The organism is Janthinobacterium sp. MP5059B (assembly GCF_001758645.1).
GTDB lineage: Bacteria > Pseudomonadota > Gammaproteobacteria > Burkholderiales > Burkholderiaceae_D > Janthinobacterium > Janthinobacterium lividum.
The window spans coordinates 32,556-54,887 of the sequence record NZ_LRHX01000006.1 but is presented as its reverse complement, the minus strand read 5'-3'; the positions used below and the strand labels follow the sequence as shown (position 1 = coordinate 54,887).

The window sequence follows — 22,332 nt, the reverse complement described above, 5'->3', positions numbered from 1 at the left end:
GCTCATCCTTGTTTGATGACGGGTGCTGGCGCCTCGGCGCGCCAGCGCCACCAGCCCAGCGCCACGCAAGCCAGCAGCAAGGCCAGCAAGCCCGCCACTTCATGGCGGATTTCATACAGCGAGGCGCCCATCTGGTTGAGCGCGACAAAGCCCTGGATGCCGGCCGTCGATGGCAGCAGCCAGCGCAGCCATTGCAGCACGACGGGCATGGACGACACGGGCCAGGTCAGGCCCGCGAGGAACAGCACCGGCATCGAGGTGGCGATCATCAGCTGCGTACCCCGTTCGCGCGTGCGGAACAGCATGCCCAGCAGCATGCCGAAGGCCGCTTCCGCCAGGGAAAACAGCACCAGCAGCAAGAGCATGCCGCCAAAGTTGCCGCCACGGGGGTAATCCTGGAACCAGAAGACAAAGCCGAAGAAATAGCAGCAGTTCAAGAAGGCCACGCAGGCGAACGCCAGCAGCATGCCCATATACCCACCCGCCGTGCGCTTGCCGGCTACGGGGAAGGCCTTGCGCTGGTACCAGGTGCCGAACAGCATGGTCATGCCGATCAGCAAGGTCTGCTGCACGATCAAGGTCGCCACGCCGGGCACCACATACGCGCCATAGCCTTCCTTGACGTTAAACAGGGGCACGGCGTCGAAGGCGATGGGCGAGCGCTGCTGGTTGGCCTGGATGGCGGATGGCGTGCCCGCGCCCAAACGCTTGAGCTCAATACCGGCCGACACCGTGCCCACCACTTCCGCCAGCCCGTTCAGGGCCACCTTGTTCAGCATCAGATACAAGCCATTGCCCGCCACTTGCGCGTGGGCGGTGCGGCCGGCCAGCACGTCCGTCTGCAAGCCGTCGGGAATGATCAATACGCCCATGACCTGGTCGCGCCACAGCAAATCTTGTGCGACGGGCAAGTCCGGCGTGACGGCGACCACGTGCAGCGACGGATGGGCCATGGCAAAGCGCGTCAGCTGGCGCGACATGGCGCTGCGGTCCTGGTCGACGACGGCCACGGGCACGCGCTGGACGATTTCCGTCGAGTACGGCAGCGGATAGAAGAACGAGTAAATGATGCCGCCGATGAACAGCAGGGTCAGCGCGCCCTTGTCCGTCAGCATGGCGCGCCAGGTGGCGAGAAAGGCTGGCCAGATCATGTGCGTCCCCAGGCGGCAGGCGCATTCGCGCGGCGCGCCAGCAGGAATATGCCCACGGCGCCGCAGCAGATGGCAAAGCCGGCCAGTATCAGCATTTCCTGCACGCCATAGCGCCACGGCGCGCCGGCCAGCCAGTATTTCGTTTGCAGCTGCAGATAATGCGTGAGCGGCAAGGCTTCCGCCCAGGCGCGGGCTGGCGCCGGCATGGCCATCAGGGGAAAGGCCTGGCCCGCAAACGCAAAGGCTGGCGCCGTGATGAAGGCGGCACCGGACAGCGCCAAACGCAGGGACAAGGTGGCGGCGATCAGCAAGGTGGCCAGGCCACAGTAGGCCAGCACCAGCAGCAGCATGCTCAGCAGCAAGGCCGGCAAGCTGCCCGCCACGGCCCAGCCCCGCGCCAGGCTGAAGAACAGCAAGTACAGCAGCGCCAGCACAAAATAAGCAAGCAAGGGAAACAGCAGCTTGGCACCGATGGCGCGCAGCCAGCTGCCATCGGCCGAGGCCAGCCATTGCGGCACCGTGCCGTCGCGCAACTCACGGCCGATACTGGTGACGACGGCAACGACGATGAAAATCTGCAGCATGGCCGGCATCAGGGCCAGGGTCAAAAATGCTTCATAGCTGGTGTTTTCGTTGTATAAACTGTTCAAGGTCGTGCGTATCGGTTCGAACTGGGCCGCCGCCTGCACGCCCGACATGCCTTTCTTTATCCGCGCCGTCATCTCGATGCCGGCCGACAAGGTCGTGCTGACCGTGCGCACGTCGCGCAGCAAGGCGCCCGCGTGCGAAGAAAACTGCGCGTTGTACAGCCATTGCACGGTAGCCTGGCGTCCGCCCAGCAGTTTCTGCTCGAAATCGTTCGGGATCAGCAGATAGCCAAACGCCGTGCGTTCGCGCAAGCGATGCAGGGCTTCATCGCTGGACGCCACTTTCGCCGCCACCTCGATGCCGGGCGAGGCGTCGAGCCAGCGCGTGAGCTGGCGCGACAGGGTGGAATTGTCGTTATCGATGACGACGATGGGCAAGTCGCGCGCGATGCCGGCGGAAAATACCAGCCACAACATGCCGCACAGCACCACCGGAATCCAGCTGAGCATGCCGATATCCCAGAAGTCGCCGCGCAAGCGCCGCCACTCGCGTGCCAGCGCTGAAACCGGCTCTTTATCCGCTTCGTTCATCGCTTATCAGAGCGGTGGGAACACGACCGACATGCCCGGGCGCAAGCCCTCGACCTTGATGGCGGGACGCAAGCGGATTTCAAACGTGCGCAAATCCGTGCCGCCCGGACGGGCCGCGCGCCACGTGGCGAAGTCCGGCAACACGGCCACGGAACTGACCTTGAAACTCAGTTGCTGTTTCAGCGCCGGCACATTCGCCGTATGCGTGCTGCCCATGCCAAACGCCGCCATTTCATCTTCGCGCACTTGCAGCACGGCCCAGGCGTCGTCGAGGTTCACCAGGGTGATTACGGGAAAGCCCTGTGGCGCCAATTCACCCGGCTGTATCTGGATCTTGCTGACCTGGCCCGCCACGGGCGCGGCGATCTTCGTCTCGGCCAGGGCGATCTGCGCTTCCGTCAGCACGGCGCCCACCTGGCGCGCCTGGGCGGCGGCAGCCGTCTTGTCTTCGGGACGGGCACCCTTTTGCGCCATATCATATTGCGCGCGGGCCGCTTGCGCCAGCTGGTCGGCCGCGCGCCATTGGGCTTGCGCCTCGTCGCGTTTCTGCTGGGCGATCACACCTTGCTCGAACATATTGTTGACGCGGGTGTACGTGGTTTTGGCGATGGTGGCCCCCGTTTGCGCCCGCTCCCAGTTCGCCTTGGCGGCGGCGATTTCCTCCGGTCGCGCCCCCGCTTCCGCTTTTTTCGCCACGGCGTCGGCCGCTTGCGTGGCGGCCGTCGCTTGCGCGATCTTCGCATCCACTTCCGGACTCGTCAGCTGGAACAGCAGCTCACCTTTCGGCACCGTCTGGCCCAGCTTGACGTACAACTCGCCCACCCTGCCCGGCACTTTCGACGAGACATTGACTTCCTGCGCATCCATCTGTCCCTGCAAAGGCAGGCGTTGCGGCTGGAATGCCTGGTACAAGCCCCAGCCCACGAAGGCCAGAACGATGACGGCGGCGACTATGGCCAAGGGTTTTTTGGAGGTACTCATTATTATTTGTCCACAGGTAATTGGATATCGGCCGCTGCCGCCAGGCTGCCCAGGCGCTGCGTCTCGCCCGTCGCTTCCAGCAATTGCGCCAGCCCCATCACATAGTTATAGGCCGTCTGCGCGCGCTGAGTCTCGACCTTGGCCAGGTTCAGGCGCGCATCGACCACTTCCAGCGACGTCACTTGCCCTTGCTGGAAGGCCACCGTTTGCAAGCGGATATTTTCGCGCGCCAGCTCCACCGACGAGGCCGTGGACAGATACTGGATGCGGGCGTTTTCCAGCGCGCGCCAGTTCTTTTCGATCAGGGTGGGAATGTCGCGCTCGGCCTGGCGCGCCACCACTTCCACCCGCTCCTGGTCGAGCTTGGCGGCGGCAATCATCTTGCCCGTATTGATGCGGTGCACGAGCGGCACGGACACGACCAGGCCGATGGCCCAGTTCGAACGTACGAGTTTTTCATTGCCGCGATTCAAATTGTAGTTACCGATGGCGAAGACGGTGGGCGCGTATTCCTTGCCGTGCAGTTTCAAGGCTTGTTCCGCCTGCACGCGCTTGCTGTCGATCTTTTTCCAGTTCGCATTCTCGCGCATGCCCGTGCTGATGAACGATTGCAAAGTACCCACCGGCAAGCTATTGACGAACAGCGGCGTGCTGGGAAGCACTTGCGTGTTGACGGCAAGCAAGCGGTCGAGCGCCACCTGGGCGATTTCCTCGTCGCTGCGCGCCTGCGCTTCCTCGCTGCGGGCGCTGTCCAGGGCCACGTCGGCGCGCAGGCGTTCCGCGCGCGAAATCAGGCCGCCCTTTTCCAGCTTGGCCGCGTCGCGCTGGTGCTGCGTCACGCCGGCCGTCACTTCGGCCCGCACGGCCACCACCCGCTTGGCCAGCAGCAGCTGGAAATAGCGCTGCGCCACCAGGGTGGCCAGCTGCTCTTCCGCTTCCGTGCGCTCCGCTTGCGCGGCCAGGGTCAGGCTGGAAGCGAGGCCCTTGACGGCATCCAGGCGCCCGCCCGTATAGATAGGCCACATGCCCAGCAAGCCGAATGAGGTCAGGTCCGTCACCACTTCGCGGTTAAGGGAATTGGGAATGTGTGGCGTGGGCAAGCCGGGAATCGGCGGCAGCACGGATTCGATGCCGCCCACCACGCCGGACAAACCGCTCGTATCGATATTCAAGTCCGTCGACAAACGGCCGCGAAACGCCGTCAAGTCCACGGAAGGGCCGTCGATATTCGACAGCGCCTCCGCCTTCAGTGTTTTGGCGCGCACGTCGAGCGCGGCGCCCTGCACGGCGCCCGAAGCCTTGGCCGCTTGCTGCAGCGCCTCGTTGAATGTCAGCGGTTCCGCCAGGGCGGGCATGGCCGCGCCCAGCGCGCCCGCCAGCAATAATGATAAGTGTCCTTGCAATCTGCCCATGTAGCGTCCAGTCAATGAATGAGGGGAAAGCACGGGGTTGCCATGTTTATACTTTCACAATAGCAATTATATCTACGGATGTCTATTCCAGCCTGCACTATTGGTTACCGAAGCCGACACATAAAAACGGGCGCCTCTTGCGGGGCGCCCGTTGAGCTCAAGCAGCTACCCGGCGAATTACTTCTTCGCCTTCTTGCTACCCTTCTCCTTTTCCTTTTCAAATACGGCAAAGAACTCGGACGCCATGTTGCGGATGGCGCGGCCGATGTTGGCGTAGTCGTATTCGTTCAGGTTGGCCAGCGACACGCGGCCGGACGGGTGCGTGGTGCCGAAGCCGCGGCCCGGCAACAGGATGACGCCCGTTTCCTCGGCCAGGCGGAACAGGGCTTCGTTCGGTTTGAGCTTTTTCAGCAGCCACTGCGAAAACTCCACGCCATGCATCTGCGCGGCCAGCGATTCCATGTCCAGCAGATGGTAGTAGCGCACGGAATTGGCGTCGTGCACCATCGGCAAGCCCAGCTCGCGGTACAGCGCTTCCTTGCGGCGCAGCACGATGCGTTTCATCGACTGCTTGTACTTTTGCTCTTCATCCATCAGCGAGAACAGGGAGAACAAGGTCATCTGCGCCTGCACGGGCGTGGACAGGCCGGCCGTGTGGTTCAGCGCCACCGTGCGGCTGTCAGCCACCAGGCGGTCGATGAATTTCAGCTCGCGCGGCTCCGTCGTGATGGAGTGATAGCGGGCATCAAGCTGCTTCTTGATGGTTTCCGGCAACTTGGCAATCTTGGCGTCAAGCACATTGTTTTCATGCGTGGCCACCACGCCCATGCGCCAGCCCGTCGCGCCGAAGTATTTCGAGAACGAATACACGAGGATGGTGTTGAACGGGCAAATGGCGAACAGCGAGACGAAATTGTCGGCAAAGGTGCCGTACACGTCATCGGTCAAAATGATCAGGTCCGGGCGCTTCTTGATGATCTTGGCGATGTATTCCAGGGTTTCGTCATCGATCTTGACGGAAGGCGGATTGCTCGGATTGACGAGGAAGAAAGCCTTCACCTTCGGATCGAGCAGCTTGTCCAGCTCCTTCTTGGTGAATTGCCAATTGTTCGATTGCGGCGCATCGATATGCACGGTATTCAGCTTGTAATCGTTCAGCTGGGGAATTTCGATGTAGGGCGTGAAGATCGGCATGCCCAGGGCGATCGTGTCGCCTTCCTGGATGATGTGGTTCGATTTCAGGCTGGCGAACAGATACGTCATGGCGGCCGTGCCGCCTTCGACGGCGTACATGTCGAAGTTGCCGACGAATGGATGGTCGCCGATCATTTCGCGGTGAATATACTGGCCGACGATTTTCTCGGACAGGCGCAGCATGCGGTCCGGCACGGGATAGTTGCAGCCGAGGATGGCTTCGCACATCTCGTAGATGAAGTCGCCCGCGCTCAAGCCCAGCTGGTCGCGCACATACGACACGGCTGCCTCGATGAAGTGCACGCCCGGCGTCTCAGCATGCTGGCGCACGAAGATTTCGAAGCGCGACTCGATGCCGTCGCGCGTGGGGAAACCGCCCACGTCATCCATGTACACATAGGAACGCTCCGCTTCCGTCATGGCGAACTGGCCGAACTGGAAGAAGCCATGGCGTGGCGTAGTCGCCAGGAAATTCGGGTTGCCGCGGCCCGCATTGAGCATCAGGCGGTTGCTTTGCTTGGCCGTCTGGATCAACGCATCCTTCAATTCAAATGGGCTCAACAGGGCGAGTTTGCTTGGGTTACTGAAATCCATTTTTGCTACTCCTTATAGACTGACAATGTTCAGGGTTCTTGCACATACATGCAGACTCAGACGAAGGCCACAATCAGCGGCCCCAGCAGGGTCAGGAAAACGTTGGCCAAGGCATACGTGATGGCAAACGGTACGGTGGGAATCGAGTTTTGCGCCGCATTCAGCACTTCGCCGAACGCGGGATTGGCGCTGCGCGAGCCGGACAAGGCGCCCGCGAACACGGCCACGTTGTCATAACGCAAGATGTAGCGGCCGATCAGCATGGTCAAGATCATCGGCAGGATGGTCACCACCACACCCACGCCAAACAGGGTCAGGCCGTGTTCGCGCACGGTTTGCACGGCTTGCAGGCCGGACGTGAGGCCGACGACGGCAACGAAGCCGGCCAGGCCCAGGTCTTTCAGGATTTGCACGGCGCCGCTGGGCATGTAGCCAAACGTCTGGCGCTTGGCGCGGAACCAGCCGAATACCAGGCCCGACAGCAGCACGCCTCCACCGCTGCCCAGGGTCAGCGGAATCGAACCGATGCGCGCCACCAGCAAGCCTACGAGCAGGCCGACGACGAGGCCGGCGCCCATGTAGACGAAGTCCGTCTTGGCGCTCGGCACGATCATATAACCCACTTCGGCGGCCACGCGCTTGACGTCCTGCTCGGCGCCATAGATGGTCACCACGTCGCCCGTCTGCACGACGGTTTCCGCCTGCATGGGGAGAATCTTGCCCATGCGGCTCAGCTGCACGACAAAGATGCCGTGGCGCACGCCAGGCGCCGTGGCGCTGCGGATTTCGCCCACCGTCTTGTTGTGATAAGCCTTGTTGGTCAGCACCATGTCGCGGCGCTGCATCACCAGTTCCATGCCTTCGACGGCAAGCAATTCCTTGCCCAGCTGGGAAGAGACGCTGAGCATGGCTTCGCGGCGGCCCACCAGCAGCACGATATCGTCGGCCGCCAGCACCAGGTCCGGGCTGACGTCGATGATCTGGCCATTGCGTTTCACGCGCTCGATGGTGATGGCCGTGTTCGGATTGGCGCTTTCGATGTCCGCCACGGAGCGGCCGGCACCGGGGCCCACGTCGTAGATGCGGCCGATCAAGTCAGGCGCGGCCGGCGTCTGGCCCGGCCCCAGCACTTGCACACCCGCTTGCAGCGCCGTTTCCGCCTTGATCGCATCTTCGCGGATGGTGCGACCCATGAGCTTTGGCAAGATGTTGACGCAGACAATGATGGCGCCAAACGAGCCGAACACATACGTCACGGCATAGCCGACGGCCACGTTGCCCTGCAAGCGGGCCACCTCGTCGGCCGCCAGGCCCAGCTTGGTGATCGCGTCGCCGGCCGTGCCGATGATGGCCGACTGCGTCAAGCCGCCCGCCGCCACGCCCGCTGCCAGGCCCTTGTCCAGGCCAAACACCTTGGCCAGGATGACCACCGTCAGCAGCGCCGTCACGGCCAGCACGACGGCCAGGATGATTTCGCGCACGGACTGGCGCCCCAGCGAATTGAAGAATTGCGGCCCGCTTTCATAGCCAACCGCGTAGATGAACAGGGCAAACAGCACCGACTTGACGCCGGGATCGATGGCGACGCCCACCTGGCTGACGAGTACCGCCACCAGCAGTGAACCGGCTACCCCGCCCAGCTGGAACGAGCCGAACTTGATCTTGCCGATGTAGTAACCCACTGCCAGGGAGAGAAACAAGGCAATTTCGGGCGACTTCTTGAATAACTCATGCAACCATTCCATGCGGACCGCCTTTCGTGTTGAAGGAATTCTTTACTGCGTGTGCCCTTGCCGGCTGCTCATGCGTGGACGGAGCCGGCCAAGGCCACGATGAGCGGCCCCAGCAGGGGCAGCACCACGTTCGAGATGGCATACGTAATCGTGTAACCCAGCAAGGGCGTGGAATTGCCGGCCGCGTTCTGCACGGCGGACAAAGCCGGCGTACTGCACTGCTGGCCGGCGATGGCGCCCAGCAGCACGGGCGCTTCCAGCTTGAGGAAAAAGTGCCCCACCAGCAAGGACAGCGAGGCGGGGATGACGGCGATCAATACACCCATCAGCGGCAACGACAGCCCGTACTGGCGGATCAGATCGATCGCCTGCGGCCCCGACGCCAGACCCACGCAGGCGATGAAGGTGGCCAGGCCGATATCCTTCATCATGTCGAGCGCGCTGGGCGGGATGCCCTGCATGCCCGGCTTGCGCGCCTGGTACCAGCCGAACACGAGGCCCGTCAGCAAGGCGCCGCCGCCCGTGCCCAGCGAAAACGGGATGCCGCCCAGCTTGGCGGAGAAGCCGCCGATATACACGCCCAGCACGATGCCGATGCTGGCGTAGACGATATTGCTGCGGTCGCCCGTGGGCACGCGCTTGCCGATGGCGGCCAGCGCCGTGTTCAGCTCGCGCCCTTCCGTCGTGCCGTACAGGCGCAGCACGTCGTCGCGCTGCAAGGAAAGATCAGGCAGCGGCGGCATGCTGTGTTCGCCACGAACGACGGCCGCCACGTGCACGCCGGACGGCAAGGCCAGCTGGCGCAAGGGCTGGCCGACCAGCGATGCTTGCTGCAGGAGCACTTCGACGGCCGAGACAGCCATGTTCAAGCCCGTCGTGTCGGCAAATTCCTCGCCCAGGATGGCTTCGGCCGCCACCAGCGCGGGACGGTGGCCGATCACCAGCACTTCGTCGTTGTTGCGCAGGCGCAGTTCCGGTTCCAAGGGCAATACCTTGCCGTGCCGGCGCACGCGCGTGATGCTGGCGCGGCCCGCAAAAATATGCTGCAAGGCATCGAGACGGCGTCCCGCGCCACGGCTGATGCGGTAGGCGCGGCCCACCATTTCCGGCGTCGCCTGCACGCCGTCGCCATCGGTCTGCGCGCCGCCCATCTTTTCCCACAATTTATCGGCTTCCTCGCGCAGGTTGACGCGCAACAACAGCGGAAATATCTGGCTGGTGACGATGACGATGGCGATCAGGCCGAAGATATACGTGATGGAATAGGCGGTGACGACGTTGGCCTGCAGCTCGGCGATGCGAGCGGCCGGCAGCGCCAGTTTCGAGATGGCGTCCGTGGCCGTGCCGACGACGGCCGATTCCGTGGCCGCGCCCGCCATCATGCCGGCCGCCGTACCCTGGTCCAGGCCCAGGAAACGCGTGGCCAGCAGCACCAGCGCCAGCACCACCACCACTTCGATCAGGCACAGCAGCCCCAATCGCAAACCCTTGGCATTCAGGTTGGCAAAGAACTGGGGACCGCCCGCATAGCCGAGGGCAAAGATGAACAGCATGAAGAAGACGTTCTTGACGCTGGCGTCCAGGGTGATGCCCAGCTGGCCGATCAGCAGCGCGGCGATCAGGGTGCCGCACACGCCGCCCAGCTGGATCGGGCCGAAGCGTATCTGCCCTACCGCGTAGCCTAGCCCCAGCGCCAGGAACAGGGCTAGTTCCGGCACCTGGTGCAATATGGACGTGATCGAATCGAGCATGGAAAAACCTTCGAAAAGATAACGGATGGTTACAAGAGAACAGAGCGTTCGGCGGCTGACGGCAGCTGGCTGTTGAACGGGCGCACGGATCCTGCACGGCACTTGCGATAAACGCTTGCGCCGGAGAAATGTTGTTACGAGGAATTATGTTCGGTGAAAATTTTACAAGTGTCAACAGGTGTTCTGTTGAACTTGCTTTGCTTTTCATCAAACATCCTGCGCACGATTGAAGCACTTGTTTGACATCGATCAACAAAACTATTAGTAATGTCTTGGACGATACCAAAGTGCCTTGCGCGCCAGCGGTGTCTCTTCCGGTAAGTCGGAATTGGCCAGCTCCAGCACGTGGCGCCGGGACAGATTCAGGCCCTGCGCGAGGCGGCCAAAATGGCGCTGGAACAGCTGCGCGAAACTGCCGTCGGCAAGCATGCTTTCCAGTCCCGTTTCAATGTGGCGCGCCAGTTCCGGCCGGTGCTTGCCGACAAAAAAGTACAGCGCGGCCGGGTAGCGGATGACCAGGTGAGTGTCCAGCGCCAGCGGCAATTGCGCGTGGCTGGCCAGCTCGCTTTGCGCCTCGATCACGGAACGGGGAAAGTAATCGATGCGCCCCGCCGCCAGTTGCTGGAACAGGCCTTCATAGGTGCTCGACGTATCGAGGCGCAAGCCATTCGCCTGCAGGATAGCGGAGTCGGGCCAGTCGCGCATCTGCCCGGCAGACAATCGCGCCAGGGCGGCAATGCTGCGCACATCGCGCAGCAGTTGCGGCCGGCGCGCCTGGATCAATGCCACTCTCCAGCCGATGAGGCCGCGGTCGATGGGGATGCGCACTGGCAACAATTGCGTTTCGCGCGCGCGGCTCGTCATCGCCCAGACGACATCGACGCTGCCGGACGCCATGGCGATTTCCTGCATCGCGCGCGTCTGCACCATGCGCAGTGCGGAACGGCGCAAGGCATAGGCCTGGCCCGAACGGGCCAGCGCCTGCTGCAGCAAGGCCGTCACATAGCCTTGCTGCGGATCATCGAGCGCCTGATGGCGCGGATACACGAGCGGCAGCGGCGGCACCGCGCCGATGGCCGCGCCCAACGGCCACAGGGCGGCAAGCTTGAGCAGGGGGCGGCGCCGCATGGCCCCTCCTTTCCAGCGCATTCATAGCGTTCTTATCAGAATGACAGTATCGCGCAGCAGAGCACGCTTGTCGACTGGAATACGGCAACTGTGTACAAAACAACAGCAGTTTCAGACTGCAGCAGAGAGGCTGGAGTTAATCCAGATCAACAAAACCGCAAATAGGAAATAAATCTTGCGTGCTGCTCTGGACGGCATGCGTGCCCCTCGCCTACGCTGTTTTTTTATTTGAAAAACAAGAGGAACACATGCAGACAGCGCGCTTGAATATTATCGGGATGGATCACGAAGGCTGCGCCGACAGGCTGACGGGCGCGCTCGAAGCCGTCACGGGCGTGAGCACCGTGTGCGTCTCGCTGGCGCGGCACGGCGCCACGGTGCAGTTCGACGAACGTCTGGCCACGCAGGAACGCCTGCTGGCCGCCGTCAACGACGCCGGCTTCATGGGCGAAGCGACGGATGAAGAACAGCTGGCATCGTGCAGCGGCGCTTGCGGCCACTGCCGCCACTGAGCGCCACTGAGCGCCTGCCCTCCCCGCCTGCCCTCCCTTTTCCCGCTCAGCCTTCGCGCGCGCCCCGGTCGCGCAGATGCGCCAGCACGCGGCGCGGTCCCAGCGCCTGCAAGTCGAACGGCGGCAACTCGATGGCGTCGAGCGTATTCTTGAACAGCAAGCCCAGTTCCGTATCGCCTTCCAGGCTCAAACGGCGGCTGAAGAACAGGGTGTCCGGATCTTCGTGGCGCCGCGCCAGCAGCATCAAATCATGCACGCTGGCCGCGATGCACAGGTCCGGCACGTCGACATAGCGCTCGGCCACGAACACCGTGCCCTGCCACTCGAAATCGAAGGCAATGCCCGCGTCCAGCAGCCGCAAGCGCAGGCTGCGCCCTTCCAGGCTGCGCCGCACGTCGTCGGGCAATTGCGGCGCCAGCAGGCGGTTCAAGCCTTGCACGAACAGCCAGGAGGCGGGATACGGGGGCAGCTTGGACAGCAATTCGGCCAGCGGTTCCGGCAAGCGGTACGACACGGCGGGCTTGCTCATGGGAGGCTTGGCCGGGATCGGCAATCTTTCCAGTTGATCTTGCATGGTGCTTCCTTTCGATGCGTTCAATGTGCGGCGTGCTGTTCCATGCCGGGCTGGCCATGCCAGTAGCCGTCGCAGGCGCCGGCCGGCTGGCAGGCCGCCAGCTGGGCCTGAGCGCCGATGCCGCTGACCTGGCCACGGCGGGCGCGGTCGAAGATGGCGATGACTTGTTCCGTATGCATGGCTTGCGGGCTGATGCGCGCCACCGCCACGCCCATGTCGCGCATGGCGTCGAGTTCTCGCACCAGGTTGTAGACCAGCGCCGACTGCGTCTGCGTGCCATTCAGTACCAGGAATGGCACTTCGTCGCGCGTGCGCAGCAGCAGGCCGTCCGGCTCTTCCAGGCAGCTGTAGCCGCAATCGTCCTTCGGCAGGTTGCGGTTGCGCGCCGTGAAGCAGCGCGCGGAAAACGCCAGCGGCATGCGGCCGTAGGCGAAGACTTCCGTCTCCAGCCCTTCCGGCTTCTGGCGCTGCATCTCGGCCAGCGCCGTCTGCCCCATTTCCAGCGGCATCACCCAGCGCCGCGCACCCAGGCGCGCCAGCAATTGCAGGCTGGGGCCATTGAACAGGTTCAAATGGGGACCGGCGACGAAGGACGTACCCTTTTCCATGCAGTGCACGGCGCCCATGTCGTTGGCCTCGACGCCGTAGCGGCCATTGCCCGTGATGCGGCGCAGGGTCGCCAGTTCGGCGCCCGCCTCGATCAGCGCCTGCGTCGACAGCACCACTTCCTTGCCGGCGGCGGCCAGCATGTCGGCGATATCGAGCCAGTCGGCCAGGCGCACCTCATGCCGGCGCGAGCAGACGGTTTCGCCCAAGTACACGATATCGACGGCGGTGCCGGCGATCTGCTGGTAAAACTCGAAGACGGTGGCGCGCGGCCAGTAGTACAGCAAGGGGCCCAGTGAAAGCTTCAGCATGTTCATCCTCTATTTCCAAGATCTGTGGTAAGCACCTAATGTGTGCTGCTGGCCTTCGGCCAGCTTGTCCATGGCCGCCATCCAGCCCGGCTTGACGGCGTAGCGCGCATTGCCTTCGCGGCAGGCGTCGATCGCCTCGCGCCACACGCGCGTCACCTGCGCCACGTAGGCGGGGCTGCGCTGGCGTCCTTCGATCTTCACGGCCCGCACGCCCATGGCGATCAGTTGCGGCAGCAGCGCCAGGGTATTCAGGCTGGCCGGCTCCTCGATGGCGTAATACTCTTCGTCATTGACTTCGAAACGGCCCTTGCACAGGGTGGGATAGCTGGCGTTTTCGCCGGGCGCATAGCGGTCGATCAGCACGCCGTTCAGGCGCGATTCGAGGCCGTTCGGCGTTTCCAGCCAACGCACGGATTTCGCCGGCGAGCACACGCCATGAGTATTCGGAGCCTCGCCCGTCGCATACGACGACAGCGCGCAGCGCCCTTCGACCATCACGCACAGGGAGCCGAAGCCGAAGACCTCGATCTCGACTTCCGTCTTGGCGATCAGTTGCTCCACCTGCGCCATCGACAGCACGCGCGGCAGCACGGCGCGGGCGATGCCGAAGTGCTCATGGTAAAAATTGATGGCTTCGTAGTTGGTGGCCGAGCCCTGCACGGACAGGTGCAGGCGCAGCTGCGGGTGATGCTCGCTCGCATACGCCATCAGGCCCGGATCGGCCACGATCATGGCGTCGATGCCGGCCTGCGCGGCGCGGTCGATGGCGCTGCGCCACACGGCCCAGTTGTGCGGCTGTGGATAGGTATTCAGCGCCAGCAGCACCTTGCGCCCATATTGGTGGGCGTAGCGCACGCCCTCGGCGATGGCCTTCTCGTCGAAATTGAGGCCGGCGAAATTGCGCGCATTGGTGGCGTCGCGAAAGCCCAGGTAAACGGTGTCGGCGCCATTGTCGACGGCTGCTTTCAAGGCGGGCAGGCTGCCGGCGGGGCAGACCAGTTCCAGCGGTCCGGCCACGCGGGTGGCGGTGGTTGATTCAAGCATCATGATATTCACAGTCCTGTATCGGCTCAGGGTGCAGACTATAGCCCCGCCCATGCTGCCCAGTCCTTGACGCAGGTGAAGGAATGCATGCATGGCTGGCGCGCGTTCAACTTGCTTGACCTGGCTGTAAAATGCCCCACTTTTCTCCCTCTTCGATTGCCCGCCATGCCCCGCAAACCGCTGCTGATCTTCCTGCTCACCCTGTTCCTCACCGTGCTGCAAGTGCAGTGGGCCGCGCCCGCCGACGGCTATGTCGAAGAAAAGCTCTCCATCCTGTCGCCCGAGATACTGGGCGCGTATCCGGGCGTGCTGCTGCTGTTCCTGCAAGCCGTCTTCGCGCGCCGCGCCATGCCGGTGCCGCGCCAGATCGCCATCAGCACGGGCCTGCTGGCCGTCTACTGGCTGCTGGCGAACTACGTCACCTTCGATATCCGCGTCGCCAGCTGGAGCACCTTCTCGCCGCTGGAAATCTGGACGCACGTGCTGCCCGCCTCCGCCATCAGCATCGCCGTCTGCGCCGCCGCGTACTTTGGCCTGAGCTGCTTCATCCTGCGCCAGGGCCGCGCGAAAAAGTAAACGGGGACGCTTTTTTCACCTGCATCAAGGATTCGTCACGCAACTGCACGCGCCCTTTGACGCCACTATATTTAGTGATTAATCTCCATAAAAACACCGCATGTTGTGTTTATTGGAGGTTTCATGACGACAAATGCAGTTTCCCCCACACGCGGCCAGGTCGATGTCGCCGCGTCCATCAATGAATACCTGGAGCGGCGCGACTGGCGCGTCAACGCCAACGCCAACCAGGGCTACTCGCTGGGCGGCCTGATACTCAACGTGTCGGGCAAGGTCATCGCCAACTACTGGCTGGACCAGGTGTATCCGCCGGAAGTGGGCGCGGCGCACCGCGAAGCGGCGCTGCACATCCACGACCTCGACATGCTGGCCGGCTATTGCGCCGGCTGGTCGCTGCGCACCCTGCTGCACGAAGGCTTGAATGGCGTACCGGGCAAGATCGAATCCGGTCCGCCCAAGCACATGTCGAGCGCCATCGGCCAGATCGTCAATTTTCTCGGCACCCTGCAAAACGAGTGGGCCGGCGCGCAGGCGTTCAGCTCCTTCGACACCTACATGGCGCCCTACATCCGCAAGGACAGCCTGCGCTACGAAGACGTGCGCCAGTACATGCAGGAGCTGATCTTCAACCTCAACGTGCCATCGCGCTGGGGCACGCAGACGCCGTTTACCAACCTCACCTTCGACTGGGTCTGCCCGGACGACCTGCGCGAGCAGATTCCCGTCATCGCCGGCCAGGAGATGGACTTCAGCTATGGCGAGCTGCAGGTGGAGATGGACATGATCAACCGCGCCTACATCGAGATCATGATGGCGGGCGATGCCAAGGGCAGAGTCTTCACCTTCCCCATCCCCACCTATAACATCACCGAGGATTTCGACTGGCATAGCGAAAACGCGGAACGCCTGTTCGAGATGACGGCCCGCTACGGCCTGCCCTACTTCCAGAACTTCATCAATTCGGAACTCAAGCCGAACATGATCCGCTCCATGTGCTGCCGCTTACAGCTGGACTTGCGCGAACTGCTGAAACGGGGCAACGGCCTGTTCGGTTCCGCCGAGCAGACGGGTTCCCTGGGCGTGGTGACGATCAACTGCGCGCGCCTGGGCCACCGATGGCGCGGCGACGAGCCAGCCCTGATGGCGGACCTGGACCGCCTGCTGGAACTGGGCAAGACGAGCCTGGAAATCAAGCGCCGCACCATCGAGGAACTGATGCAGCAAGGCCTGTTCCCCTACACGAAGCGCTACCTTGGCACCCTGCGCAACCACTTCTCCACCCTGGGCGTGAACGGCATCAACGAAATGATCCGCAATTTCAGCGGCGACGCCCATGACATCACGAGTCCCGAGGGCCATGCGCTGGCCGTGCGCCTGCTCGACCACGTGCGCGCCCGCATGGTGCAATTCCAGGAAGAGACGGGCCATATGTACAACCTGGAAGCGACGCCGGCCGAAGGCACGACCTACCGCTTCGCCCGCGAAGACCGCAAGCGCTATCCCGCCATCCTGCAGGCGGGCACGGTCGACAACCCGTACTACACGAATTCGTCGCAGCTGCCCGTCGGCCATACGGACGACCCGTTCGAGGCGCTGGAATTGCAGGACGCGCTGCAGCGCAAGTACACGGGCGGCACGGTACTGCACCTGTACATGACGGAAGCGCTGTCGGACGCGAATGCCTGCCGCGAGCTGGTGAAACGCGCCCTGAGCCGCTTCTCGCTGCCCTACATCACGGTCACGCCCACGTTTTCCATCTGCCCGCGCCACGGCTACCTGGCCGGCAAACATGAATTCTGCCCCACCTGCGACGCGGAACTGATCGCGCGCAAGCAGTCCGATCTCGCTCACCCACTCAAGGAAACGCCATGAACGCACGTCCCGACTTCACTCCCGCCATCACCCTGCTCGACACCGAACGCCAGCGCTGCGAAATCTGGACCCGCGTGATGGGCTATCACCGCCCCGTCGCCTCGTTCAACATCGGCAAACAGGGCGAATTCCACGAGCGCCAGTACTTTACGGAAGCGAGCGCCCGGGTTGGCCTGCCCGCCTGCCATGGCGGTTGATTTGAAAGTGGGCGGCCTGACGCCCTTTTCCGCCACCGACTATCCTGGCAAGCTGGCGGCCGTGGTGTTCGTGCAGGGCTGCCCCTGGCGTTGCGGCTATTGCCACAATCCTCACCTGCAGGCGCGCACGCCGGAAGGCGCCATGCCCTGGCGAGACGTGTTGACCTGGCTGCGCCGGCGCATCGGCCTGGTCGACGCCGTCGTCTTCAGCGGCGGCGAAGCGTGCATGGACCCGGCGCTGGGGCGGGCCATGCAAGACGTCAGGGAACTGGGGTTCGGCATCGGCCTGCACACGGCCTGCATCTATCCGCAGCGCCTGCAGGAAGTGCTGCCCCTGGTCGACTGGGTCGGCTTCGACATCAAGGCGCCGTTTGCCGACTATCGTCATGTGACCCGCGTGGCCGGCAGCGGCGACCCGGCGCGCGCCTGCCTGGACGCCATCCTCGCCAGCGGCGTCGCCTACGAATGCCGCACCACCACCCACCCGGACCTGCTGCCGGACGAACAGTTGCTGTCCCTGGCCACCACCCTGGCCGCGAAAGGCGTCGACAACTACGTGCTGCAGCAATTCCGCGCCGAAGGCTGCGCGGACGCGGCGCTGTCCGGCCGCCCCCTGCACGGCTATCCGGCGGCGCATACCTTGGCGCAAATCGGCGCCATGTTTCCGCGATTTACATTCCGTAATCATGGCGGTTGATCCTGCCGCCACATAATTGCTGAAAGCTCTACAAAATTCCCCGTTCTGCAACGCTGAAATGTCTTGCGTGCTGTAATGTATCAACTGTGCCGCGCGCCATGCGCAGCCCATCAGATTCTTCACTCCGCATTACAGATAAGCGTCATCCATGAACGATTTCACCGCAGTCAGCCCAGGCACTCCTTCCACCCACGCCGACATCCTGTACGGCCCGCCGCGACCGGATCTGCTGCGCGAGGAAGTGCTGGCCGACCTGCTGGAAGCGACGGCACGCCGCTGCCCGCAGCAAATCGCCCTGATCGATGGCGCGCGCCGCATCACGTATGCGGAACTCGATGCGCAGGCGGGCCTGGCGGCGTCGCGCCTGGTGGCGGCCGGCGTCAAGCCGGGCGACATCGTGGGCCTGTGGCTGCCGCGCGGCGCCCATCTGCTGCTGATGCAGGCGGCCATCGCCAAGGCGGGCGCCGCCTGGCTGCCCGTCGATGAAGACACGCCCGTCGAGCGCCTGCAAGTGTGCCTCGATGACGCCAGCGGTGCCGGCGTCGTCAGCTGCGCGCAATTCGCGCCGCGCCTGCTGGACGCCGGCGTCAAGCGTCCCGTGTGGACGGCGGAAAGCCTGCTGGCGCCCGCCGCACCGGGCGAAGTGCTGCCCGCGCGCGGCGCCGTACTGCCCGAACACCCGGCGTACGTGATCTACACGTCCGGCTCCACGGGCAAACCGAAGGGTATCCTGATCAATCAACGCAGCATCTGCCACTTCCTGCGCAGCGAAAACGCCGTGCTGGAAGTGACGCAAGACGACACCGTCTACCAGGGCTTTTCCGTCGCCTTCGACATGTCGTTCGAGGAAATCTGGATCGCCTACCTGGTGGGTGCCACCCTGTGGCTGGGCCCCAAGGATATCTCGGGCGACCCGGAAGCCTTGCCCCGCGCCTTGGCGACCAACCACGTCACCGTGCTGCATGCCGTGCCGACCTTGCTGGCCCTGTTCGCCGAGGAAGTGCCGAGCCTGCGCCTGATCAACCTGGGCGGCGAGATGTGCCCTGAGTCCCTGGTCGAGCGCTGGTCGCGCCCGGGCCGCGCTATGTTCAACACCTATGGTCCCACGGAGGCGACCGTCTCGTGCAGCCTGGCGCGGTTGCGGCCCGGCGAACCGGTGACCATCGGCACGCCGCTGCCCAACTACGGCTTGCTGGTGCTGCAGGTGGCCGAGCCGGGAGAAAACCGTCCCCTGGCCCTGCTGCCGCGCGGCGAGACAGGGGAGCTGTGCATCATCGGCCCCGGCCTGGCCGAGGGCTACCTGGGCCGGCCCGACCTGACGGTGGAAAAATTCCTGCCCAATCCATGGGCGGCCAGCGAGGATGACGCGCGCCTGTACCGCACGGGCGACCTGGCCCGCATCGATGCCGACGGCCAGGTGCTGTGCCTGGGCCGCGCCGACGACCAGGTGAAAATTCGCGGCTTCCGCGTGGAGCTGGGCGAGATCGAAGCCGTGCTGGCGCAGCAGGCGGGCGTGGGCACGGTGGCCGTGTTGCTGCGCAAGGATGACGGCATCGACCAGCTGGTGGCCTACATCGTCGGCAGCGAGGAGGCGCCCGAGGACGCCCTGGCGGCAAAGACCCTGCGCGCGGCCCTGAACCTGCATTTGCCGCCCTACATGGTGCCGGGCCGTTTTGAATTGCTGCCGCTGATGCCGCGCCTGACCTCGGGAAAAATCGACAGGAAGGCCTTGAAGGCCATGCCATTGGCCGCGCCGCCGGCAGGCGAGGCAGGCGAATCGGACGTGCCGGAAACACCGGCCGAAGTGGCCCTGTTCGCGGCCCTGGCCAAGCTGTTCCCGGGCCAGGCGATTTTGCGCCAGCTGGACTTTTTCACCGACCTCGGTGGGCACTCCTTCCTGGCCGCGCGCCTGGCGTCCGCCCTGCGCGCCAATCCCGATTATGCCCACATGACGGTGCGCGACATTTACCAGAACCGGCAGATCGGCAAGATCGCCGCCGTCTTGAGCGAGACGCCCGCGCTGGCCACGCCGGAGGCGGAGTGGACGCCGCCGTCCACCCTGAAGCGCTGGATCTGCGGCGCCGCGCAGGCGGCAGCCGTGCCTGGCCTTGTCACCCTGCGCATGGCGCAGTGGATGGCGCCCTTCTTCACCTACCACTTCTTCACGGGCGACACGGGAGATACCGTGCCGCGCGCCATCGCCGCCTCGATCGGCGTGTTCCTGCTGGCGACCCTGGCCGAATTTGCCATTGCGATTGCCGGCAAGTGGCTGATCGCCGGGCGTTTGAAACCGGGCAGCTATCCGCTGTGGGGCGTCACGTATTACCGCTGGTGGCTGGCCGACCGCCTGGTCGAATCGGCACCCGCCTATCTGCTCAGCGGCTCGTCCCTGAATAGCTGGTGGCTGCGCGCGCTCGGCGCGAAAGTGGGCAAGGAAGTGGTCATCGGCTCGATGACCCTGCGCGCGCCCGACCTGCTGGTCATCGGCGACAACGTCAGCGTGGGCAATGCCGTCAACTTTGAAAACGCCAGGGTCGAGCGGGGCCGCCTGTTGCTGGGCCAGATCCGCATCGACGACGATGCCTGCATCAGCTCTTACGCGATCATGGAAGGCAATACCACTGTGGGCGCGTTCGGCCACCTGGAGGGCCAGTCGGCGCTGGCCGATGGCGCGGCGGTACCCGCCGGACGCGTGTACACGGGTTCCCCCGCGCGCGACATAGGCGCGTTTGACGTGGCCAGCCAGCCGCCGCGCCCCGCCGTCTCGCGCCTGCGCCTGACAGGCGAAACCGTGTTCTTCTGCTTCGGCATGGTCTTGATCGCCGTGCTGTTCTTCATGCCCGTCTTCCCCAGCTTCGTGCTGATCGACTGGTTCGACGAGCGCGAAATGATGCCGTGGCTGCAGGGCCGCGACGTGACGACCCAGCTGGCCCGCTACTTCCTGCTGGCCTTCCCCGCCAGCGCCGTGCTGATCGTGCTCACGGCCCTGCTGTCGGCCGCCATCCGCTGGGGTGCGCTGCCCCGCTTGAAGCCGGGCAGCTCGCCCGTGCACAGCAATATCTATTGCGCCAAGTGGCTGGTCAGCCATATCCAGGAATCGAGCCTGAACGTCCTGCACGGCATCTACGCCACCGTGTACGCGCCATACTGGTACCGCCTGCTGGGCGCCAAGGTGGGCAAGGGCGCGGAGATTTCCACGGCGCTGGGCGTGGTGCCCGACATGCTGACCCTGGGCGACGACACCTTCATCGCCGACGCCGTCATGTTGGGCGACGAGCAGATCGACGGCGGCTGGATGACCATGCGCCCCACCGTCGTCTCGCACCGCAGCTTCGTCGGCAACGGCAGCTACATCCCGGACGGCACCACGCTGCCCGAACACGTGCTGATCGGCGTGCACACGCATGCGCCGCGCAATGAGCAGATGCACAGCGGCGACACCTGGCTGGGCTCCCCGCCCATGCATTTGCCCGCGCGCGAACAGGTCAGCGGCTTCGCCGAGCACCTGACGTTCAAGCCATCGCTGTTGCGCCGCCTGGGCCGCAGCCTGATCGAGGCCTTCCGCATCGTCGCGCCGCACGCGGTGGTGATCGCCGTCGGCTACACCCTGGTGCTGGACGTGATGCCGATCGCGGGTGCGGGACGCTGGGGCGAAGTGGTGAGCGACCTGGCGATTGCCGGCCTGGCCTACGGCATCGGCAATTTCCTGGTGGTCGTGCTGTTCAAGTGGCTGCTGCTGGGACGCTACCGCAAGCACGCGGCGCCCATGTGGACGCCATTCGTGTGGATTTCGGAAGGCGTGACCAACCTGTACGAAGGCATCGCCGTACCCAACTTCATGCGCTACCTGCGCGGCACGCCGTGGCTGCCGCTGGCCTTCCGCCTGTTCGGCTGCAAGATCGGCCGCGGCGTCTACATGGATACGACCGACATCACGGAATTCGACTGCGTGCACATCGGCGATTACAGCGAATTGAACGCGCTGACCTGCCCGCAAACGCATTTGTTCGAAGACCGCGTGATGAAGATCGACCATGTGGAGATCGGCCAGCGCGTCTACATGGGCCCGCGCAGCTCCGTGCTGTACAGCGCCAAGGTGGGCGACAACGCGCGCCTGGGCCCCTTGACCCTGGTGATGAAGGGAGAACACATCCCCGCCGGCAGCAACTGGGCCGGTTGCCCGGCGGCGCCGCTGCGCAGCTGATGGATGATAAGGTGCTCTTCTCAAGAGACGGCGTGCTGGTGATCGGCATCGCCGCCGTGCTGCCGCGCGCCGAAGCCCGGTGGCGCATCCGCGCCGCCGTGCGCGAGGCGGCGGCCCGCTGGCTGGATGTCAGTATCGGGGCGATTTCGGTGGTATCAACGCCGGGCACCCCTCCCCGCTTGCTGCTGGCCGGAAGCACGGCCAGCCTGTCGTTCAGCCATGACGAGGGAATCTCGCTGGCCGCCATCGGCCTGCATGGCCCTGTCGGCATCGACGTGATGCGGGTGCAGGAGATTCCCGACTGGTTTGAGCTGGCGCGCGACTATCTGGGGCCGCAGGTGGCTGGTGAACTGAGCGCCTGCTCCACCGATCAGCGCCCGTTAACCCTGGCGCAGGCGTGGACGGCGCGCGAGGCGGCGCTCAAGCGTGCGGGCCTGCCACTGACGGAGTGGAACGGGGTAGCACCGGCTTGCCGCTTGCACGCCTTTGCGTTGCCGGCGCCGCATGTGGCGACCCTGGCATATTAATCTTCCTTCCCTTTGCCAGCTCCGCCGATCTGGACGAAAATCAGTTTTACGATAATACTGACGAGCAATCCCAGCACCCCGATCAATTCC

The 22,332-nt window shown here is 64.2% G+C and carries 18 protein-coding genes; 7 read left to right on the top strand and 11 right to left on the bottom strand.

From position 1 onward, the window contains the following. Positions 1-2: 2 nt before the first annotated feature. From JAB1_RS04985 to JAB1_RS04950, 8 genes are all read right to left on the bottom strand, one after another. The gene (locus JAB1_RS04985; RefSeq protein WP_070279044.1) at positions 3-1,151 is read right to left on the bottom strand and encodes an ABC transporter permease; all 1,149 of its coding nucleotides are present in this window, start codon (positions 1,149-1,151) and stop codon (positions 3-5) included. After that, positions 1,148-2,329 (bottom strand): ABC transporter permease, encoded by a 1,182-nt coding sequence (locus JAB1_RS04980; protein ID WP_070279043.1) that lies wholly within the window; start codon positions 2,327-2,329, stop codon positions 1,148-1,150. Before JAB1_RS04980 ends, JAB1_RS04985 begins: the two co-directional genes overlap by 4 nt. A gap of 6 nt (positions 2,330-2,335) precedes the next feature. Beyond that, positions 2,336-3,310: an HlyD family secretion protein gene (locus tag JAB1_RS04975; protein WP_071653296.1), complete on the bottom strand. Its 975-nt coding sequence runs from the start codon at positions 3,308-3,310 to the stop codon at positions 2,336-2,338. Between the two features lie 2 nt (positions 3,311-3,312). Further along, on the bottom strand, positions 3,313-4,722 hold the full coding sequence (locus tag JAB1_RS04970; RefSeq protein WP_070279041.1) for a TolC family protein: 1,410 nt from the start codon (positions 4,720-4,722) through the stop codon (positions 3,313-3,315). A 177-nt stretch (positions 4,723-4,899) separates the two neighbouring features. Next, positions 4,900-6,510: a bifunctional aspartate transaminase/aspartate 4-decarboxylase gene (locus JAB1_RS04965; protein WP_070279040.1), complete on the bottom strand. Its 1,611-nt coding sequence runs from the start codon at positions 6,508-6,510 to the stop codon at positions 4,900-4,902. 56 nt (positions 6,511-6,566) lie between these two features. Beyond that, entirely contained in the window at positions 6,567-8,255 is a 1,689-nt protein-coding gene (gene aspT / locus JAB1_RS04960; protein WP_070279039.1) for an aspartate-alanine antiporter, read from the bottom strand. Between the two features lie 56 nt (positions 8,256-8,311). Further along, a complete protein-coding gene (aspT, locus tag JAB1_RS04955; protein WP_070279038.1) occupies positions 8,312-9,994 on the bottom strand; it encodes an aspartate-alanine antiporter in 1,683 nt (560 codons plus the stop codon). A 261-nt stretch (positions 9,995-10,255) separates the two neighbouring features. After that, a complete protein-coding gene (locus JAB1_RS04950) occupies positions 10,256-11,122 on the bottom strand; it encodes a transporter substrate-binding domain-containing protein (protein ID WP_083299571.1) in 867 nt (288 codons plus the stop codon). A 248-nt stretch (positions 11,123-11,370) separates the two neighbouring features. Between JAB1_RS04950 and JAB1_RS04945 the strand changes: the two genes are divergently transcribed. After that, the gene (locus tag JAB1_RS04945) at positions 11,371-11,634 is read left to right on the top strand and encodes a heavy-metal-associated domain-containing protein (RefSeq protein WP_070259219.1); all 264 of its coding nucleotides are present in this window, start codon (positions 11,371-11,373) and stop codon (positions 11,632-11,634) included. A 46-nt stretch (positions 11,635-11,680) separates the two neighbouring features. On the opposite strand, the gene JAB1_RS04940 is transcribed toward JAB1_RS04945, so the two are convergent. From JAB1_RS04940 to JAB1_RS04930, 3 genes are read right to left on the bottom strand one after another with little or no spacing between them, the layout of a single operon-like run. Further along, positions 11,681-12,208, bottom strand: coding sequence for an SCP2 sterol-binding domain-containing protein (locus tag JAB1_RS04940; RefSeq protein WP_070279037.1), 528 nt, complete (start codon positions 12,206-12,208; stop codon positions 11,681-11,683). 20 nt (positions 12,209-12,228) lie between these two features. Then, entirely contained in the window at positions 12,229-13,125 is an 897-nt protein-coding gene (locus JAB1_RS04935; RefSeq protein ID WP_034783050.1) for a U32 family peptidase, read from the bottom strand. Between the two features lie 9 nt (positions 13,126-13,134). Then, positions 13,135-14,169, bottom strand: a complete 1,035-nt coding sequence (locus JAB1_RS04930) for a peptidase U32 family protein (RefSeq protein WP_034783049.1) — start codon at positions 14,167-14,169, stop codon at positions 13,135-13,137. A gap of 165 nt (positions 14,170-14,334) precedes the next feature. Here JAB1_RS04930 and JAB1_RS04925 point away from each other — a divergent pair, with 165 nt between their 5' ends. The 6 genes from JAB1_RS04925 (at position 14,335) to JAB1_RS04900 (ending at position 22,242) form a co-directional block, all read left to right on the top strand. After that, positions 14,335-14,745 (top strand): hypothetical protein, encoded by a 411-nt coding sequence (locus JAB1_RS04925; RefSeq protein WP_070279036.1) that lies wholly within the window; start codon positions 14,335-14,337, stop codon positions 14,743-14,745. A 123-nt stretch (positions 14,746-14,868) separates the two neighbouring features. Next, positions 14,869-16,617 carry a ribonucleoside triphosphate reductase gene (locus JAB1_RS04920; RefSeq protein ID WP_070279035.1) on the top strand — a complete coding sequence of 583 codons (1,749 nt, stop codon included), beginning with the start codon at positions 14,869-14,871 and terminating at the stop codon, positions 16,615-16,617. Then, complete coding sequence (gene nrdD / locus JAB1_RS04915) at positions 16,614-16,814, top strand: anaerobic ribonucleoside-triphosphate reductase (protein WP_070279034.1); 201 nt, start codon at positions 16,614-16,616, stop codon at positions 16,812-16,814. The genes JAB1_RS04920 and nrdD overlap by 4 nt, the downstream gene beginning before the upstream one ends. Next, positions 16,804-17,511, top strand: a complete 708-nt coding sequence (locus JAB1_RS04910) for an anaerobic ribonucleoside-triphosphate reductase activating protein (protein WP_070279033.1) — start codon at positions 16,804-16,806, stop codon at positions 17,509-17,511. The genes nrdD and JAB1_RS04910 overlap by 11 nt, the downstream gene beginning before the upstream one ends. Before the next feature lie 148 nt (positions 17,512-17,659). Then, complete coding sequence (locus JAB1_RS04905; protein WP_070279032.1) at positions 17,660-21,715, top strand: Pls/PosA family non-ribosomal peptide synthetase; 4,056 nt, start codon at positions 17,660-17,662, stop codon at positions 21,713-21,715. An 11-nt stretch (positions 21,716-21,726) separates the two neighbouring features. Then, positions 21,727-22,242, top strand: coding sequence for a 4'-phosphopantetheinyl transferase superfamily protein (locus tag JAB1_RS04900; protein ID WP_175445022.1), 516 nt, complete (start codon positions 21,727-21,729; stop codon positions 22,240-22,242). Positions 22,243-22,332: the final 90 nt, after the last annotated feature.

Bases quoted from the DNA above. Each gene is read 5' to 3' on its own strand.
- JAB1_RS04985 (WP_070279044.1), bottom strand. From the start codon at position 1,151: ATGATCTGGCCAGCCTTTCTCGCCACCTGGCGCGCCATGCTGACGGAC.
- JAB1_RS04980 (WP_070279043.1), bottom strand. From the start codon at position 2,329: ATGAACGAAGCGGATAAAGAGCCGGTTTCAGCGCTGGCACGCGAGTGG.
- JAB1_RS04975 (WP_071653296.1), bottom strand. From the start codon at position 3,310: ATGAGTACCTCCAAAAAACCCTTGGCCATAGTCGCCGCCGTCATCGTT.
- JAB1_RS04970 (WP_070279041.1), bottom strand. From the start codon at position 4,722: ATGGGCAGATTGCAAGGACACTTATCATTATTGCTGGCGGGCGCGCTG.
- JAB1_RS04965 (WP_070279040.1), bottom strand. From the start codon at position 6,510: ATGGATTTCAGTAACCCAAGCAAACTCGCCCTGTTGAGCCCATTTGAA.
- aspT (WP_070279039.1), bottom strand. From the start codon at position 8,255: ATGGAATGGTTGCATGAGTTATTCAAGAAGTCGCCCGAAATTGCCTTG.
- aspT (WP_070279038.1), bottom strand. From the start codon at position 9,994: ATGCTCGATTCGATCACGTCCATATTGCACCAGGTGCCGGAACTAGCC.
- JAB1_RS04950 (WP_083299571.1), bottom strand. From the start codon at position 11,122: ATGCGGCGCCGCCCCCTGCTCAAGCTTGCCGCCCTGTGGCCGTTGGGC.
- JAB1_RS04945 (WP_070259219.1), top strand. From the start codon at position 11,371: ATGCAGACAGCGCGCTTGAATATTATCGGGATGGATCACGAAGGCTGC.
- JAB1_RS04940 (WP_070279037.1), bottom strand. From the start codon at position 12,208: ATGCAAGATCAACTGGAAAGATTGCCGATCCCGGCCAAGCCTCCCATG.
- JAB1_RS04935 (WP_034783050.1), bottom strand. From the start codon at position 13,125: ATGCTGAAGCTTTCACTGGGCCCCTTGCTGTACTACTGGCCGCGCGCC.
- JAB1_RS04930 (WP_034783049.1), bottom strand. From the start codon at position 14,169: ATGCTTGAATCAACCACCGCCACCCGCGTGGCCGGACCGCTGGAACTG.
- JAB1_RS04925 (WP_070279036.1), top strand. From the start codon at position 14,335: ATGCCCCGCAAACCGCTGCTGATCTTCCTGCTCACCCTGTTCCTCACC.
- JAB1_RS04920 (WP_070279035.1), top strand. From the start codon at position 14,869: ATGACGACAAATGCAGTTTCCCCCACACGCGGCCAGGTCGATGTCGCC.
- nrdD (WP_070279034.1), top strand. From the start codon at position 16,614: ATGAACGCACGTCCCGACTTCACTCCCGCCATCACCCTGCTCGACACC.
- JAB1_RS04910 (WP_070279033.1), top strand. From the start codon at position 16,804: ATGGCGGTTGATTTGAAAGTGGGCGGCCTGACGCCCTTTTCCGCCACC.
- JAB1_RS04905 (WP_070279032.1), top strand. From the start codon at position 17,660: ATGAACGATTTCACCGCAGTCAGCCCAGGCACTCCTTCCACCCACGCC.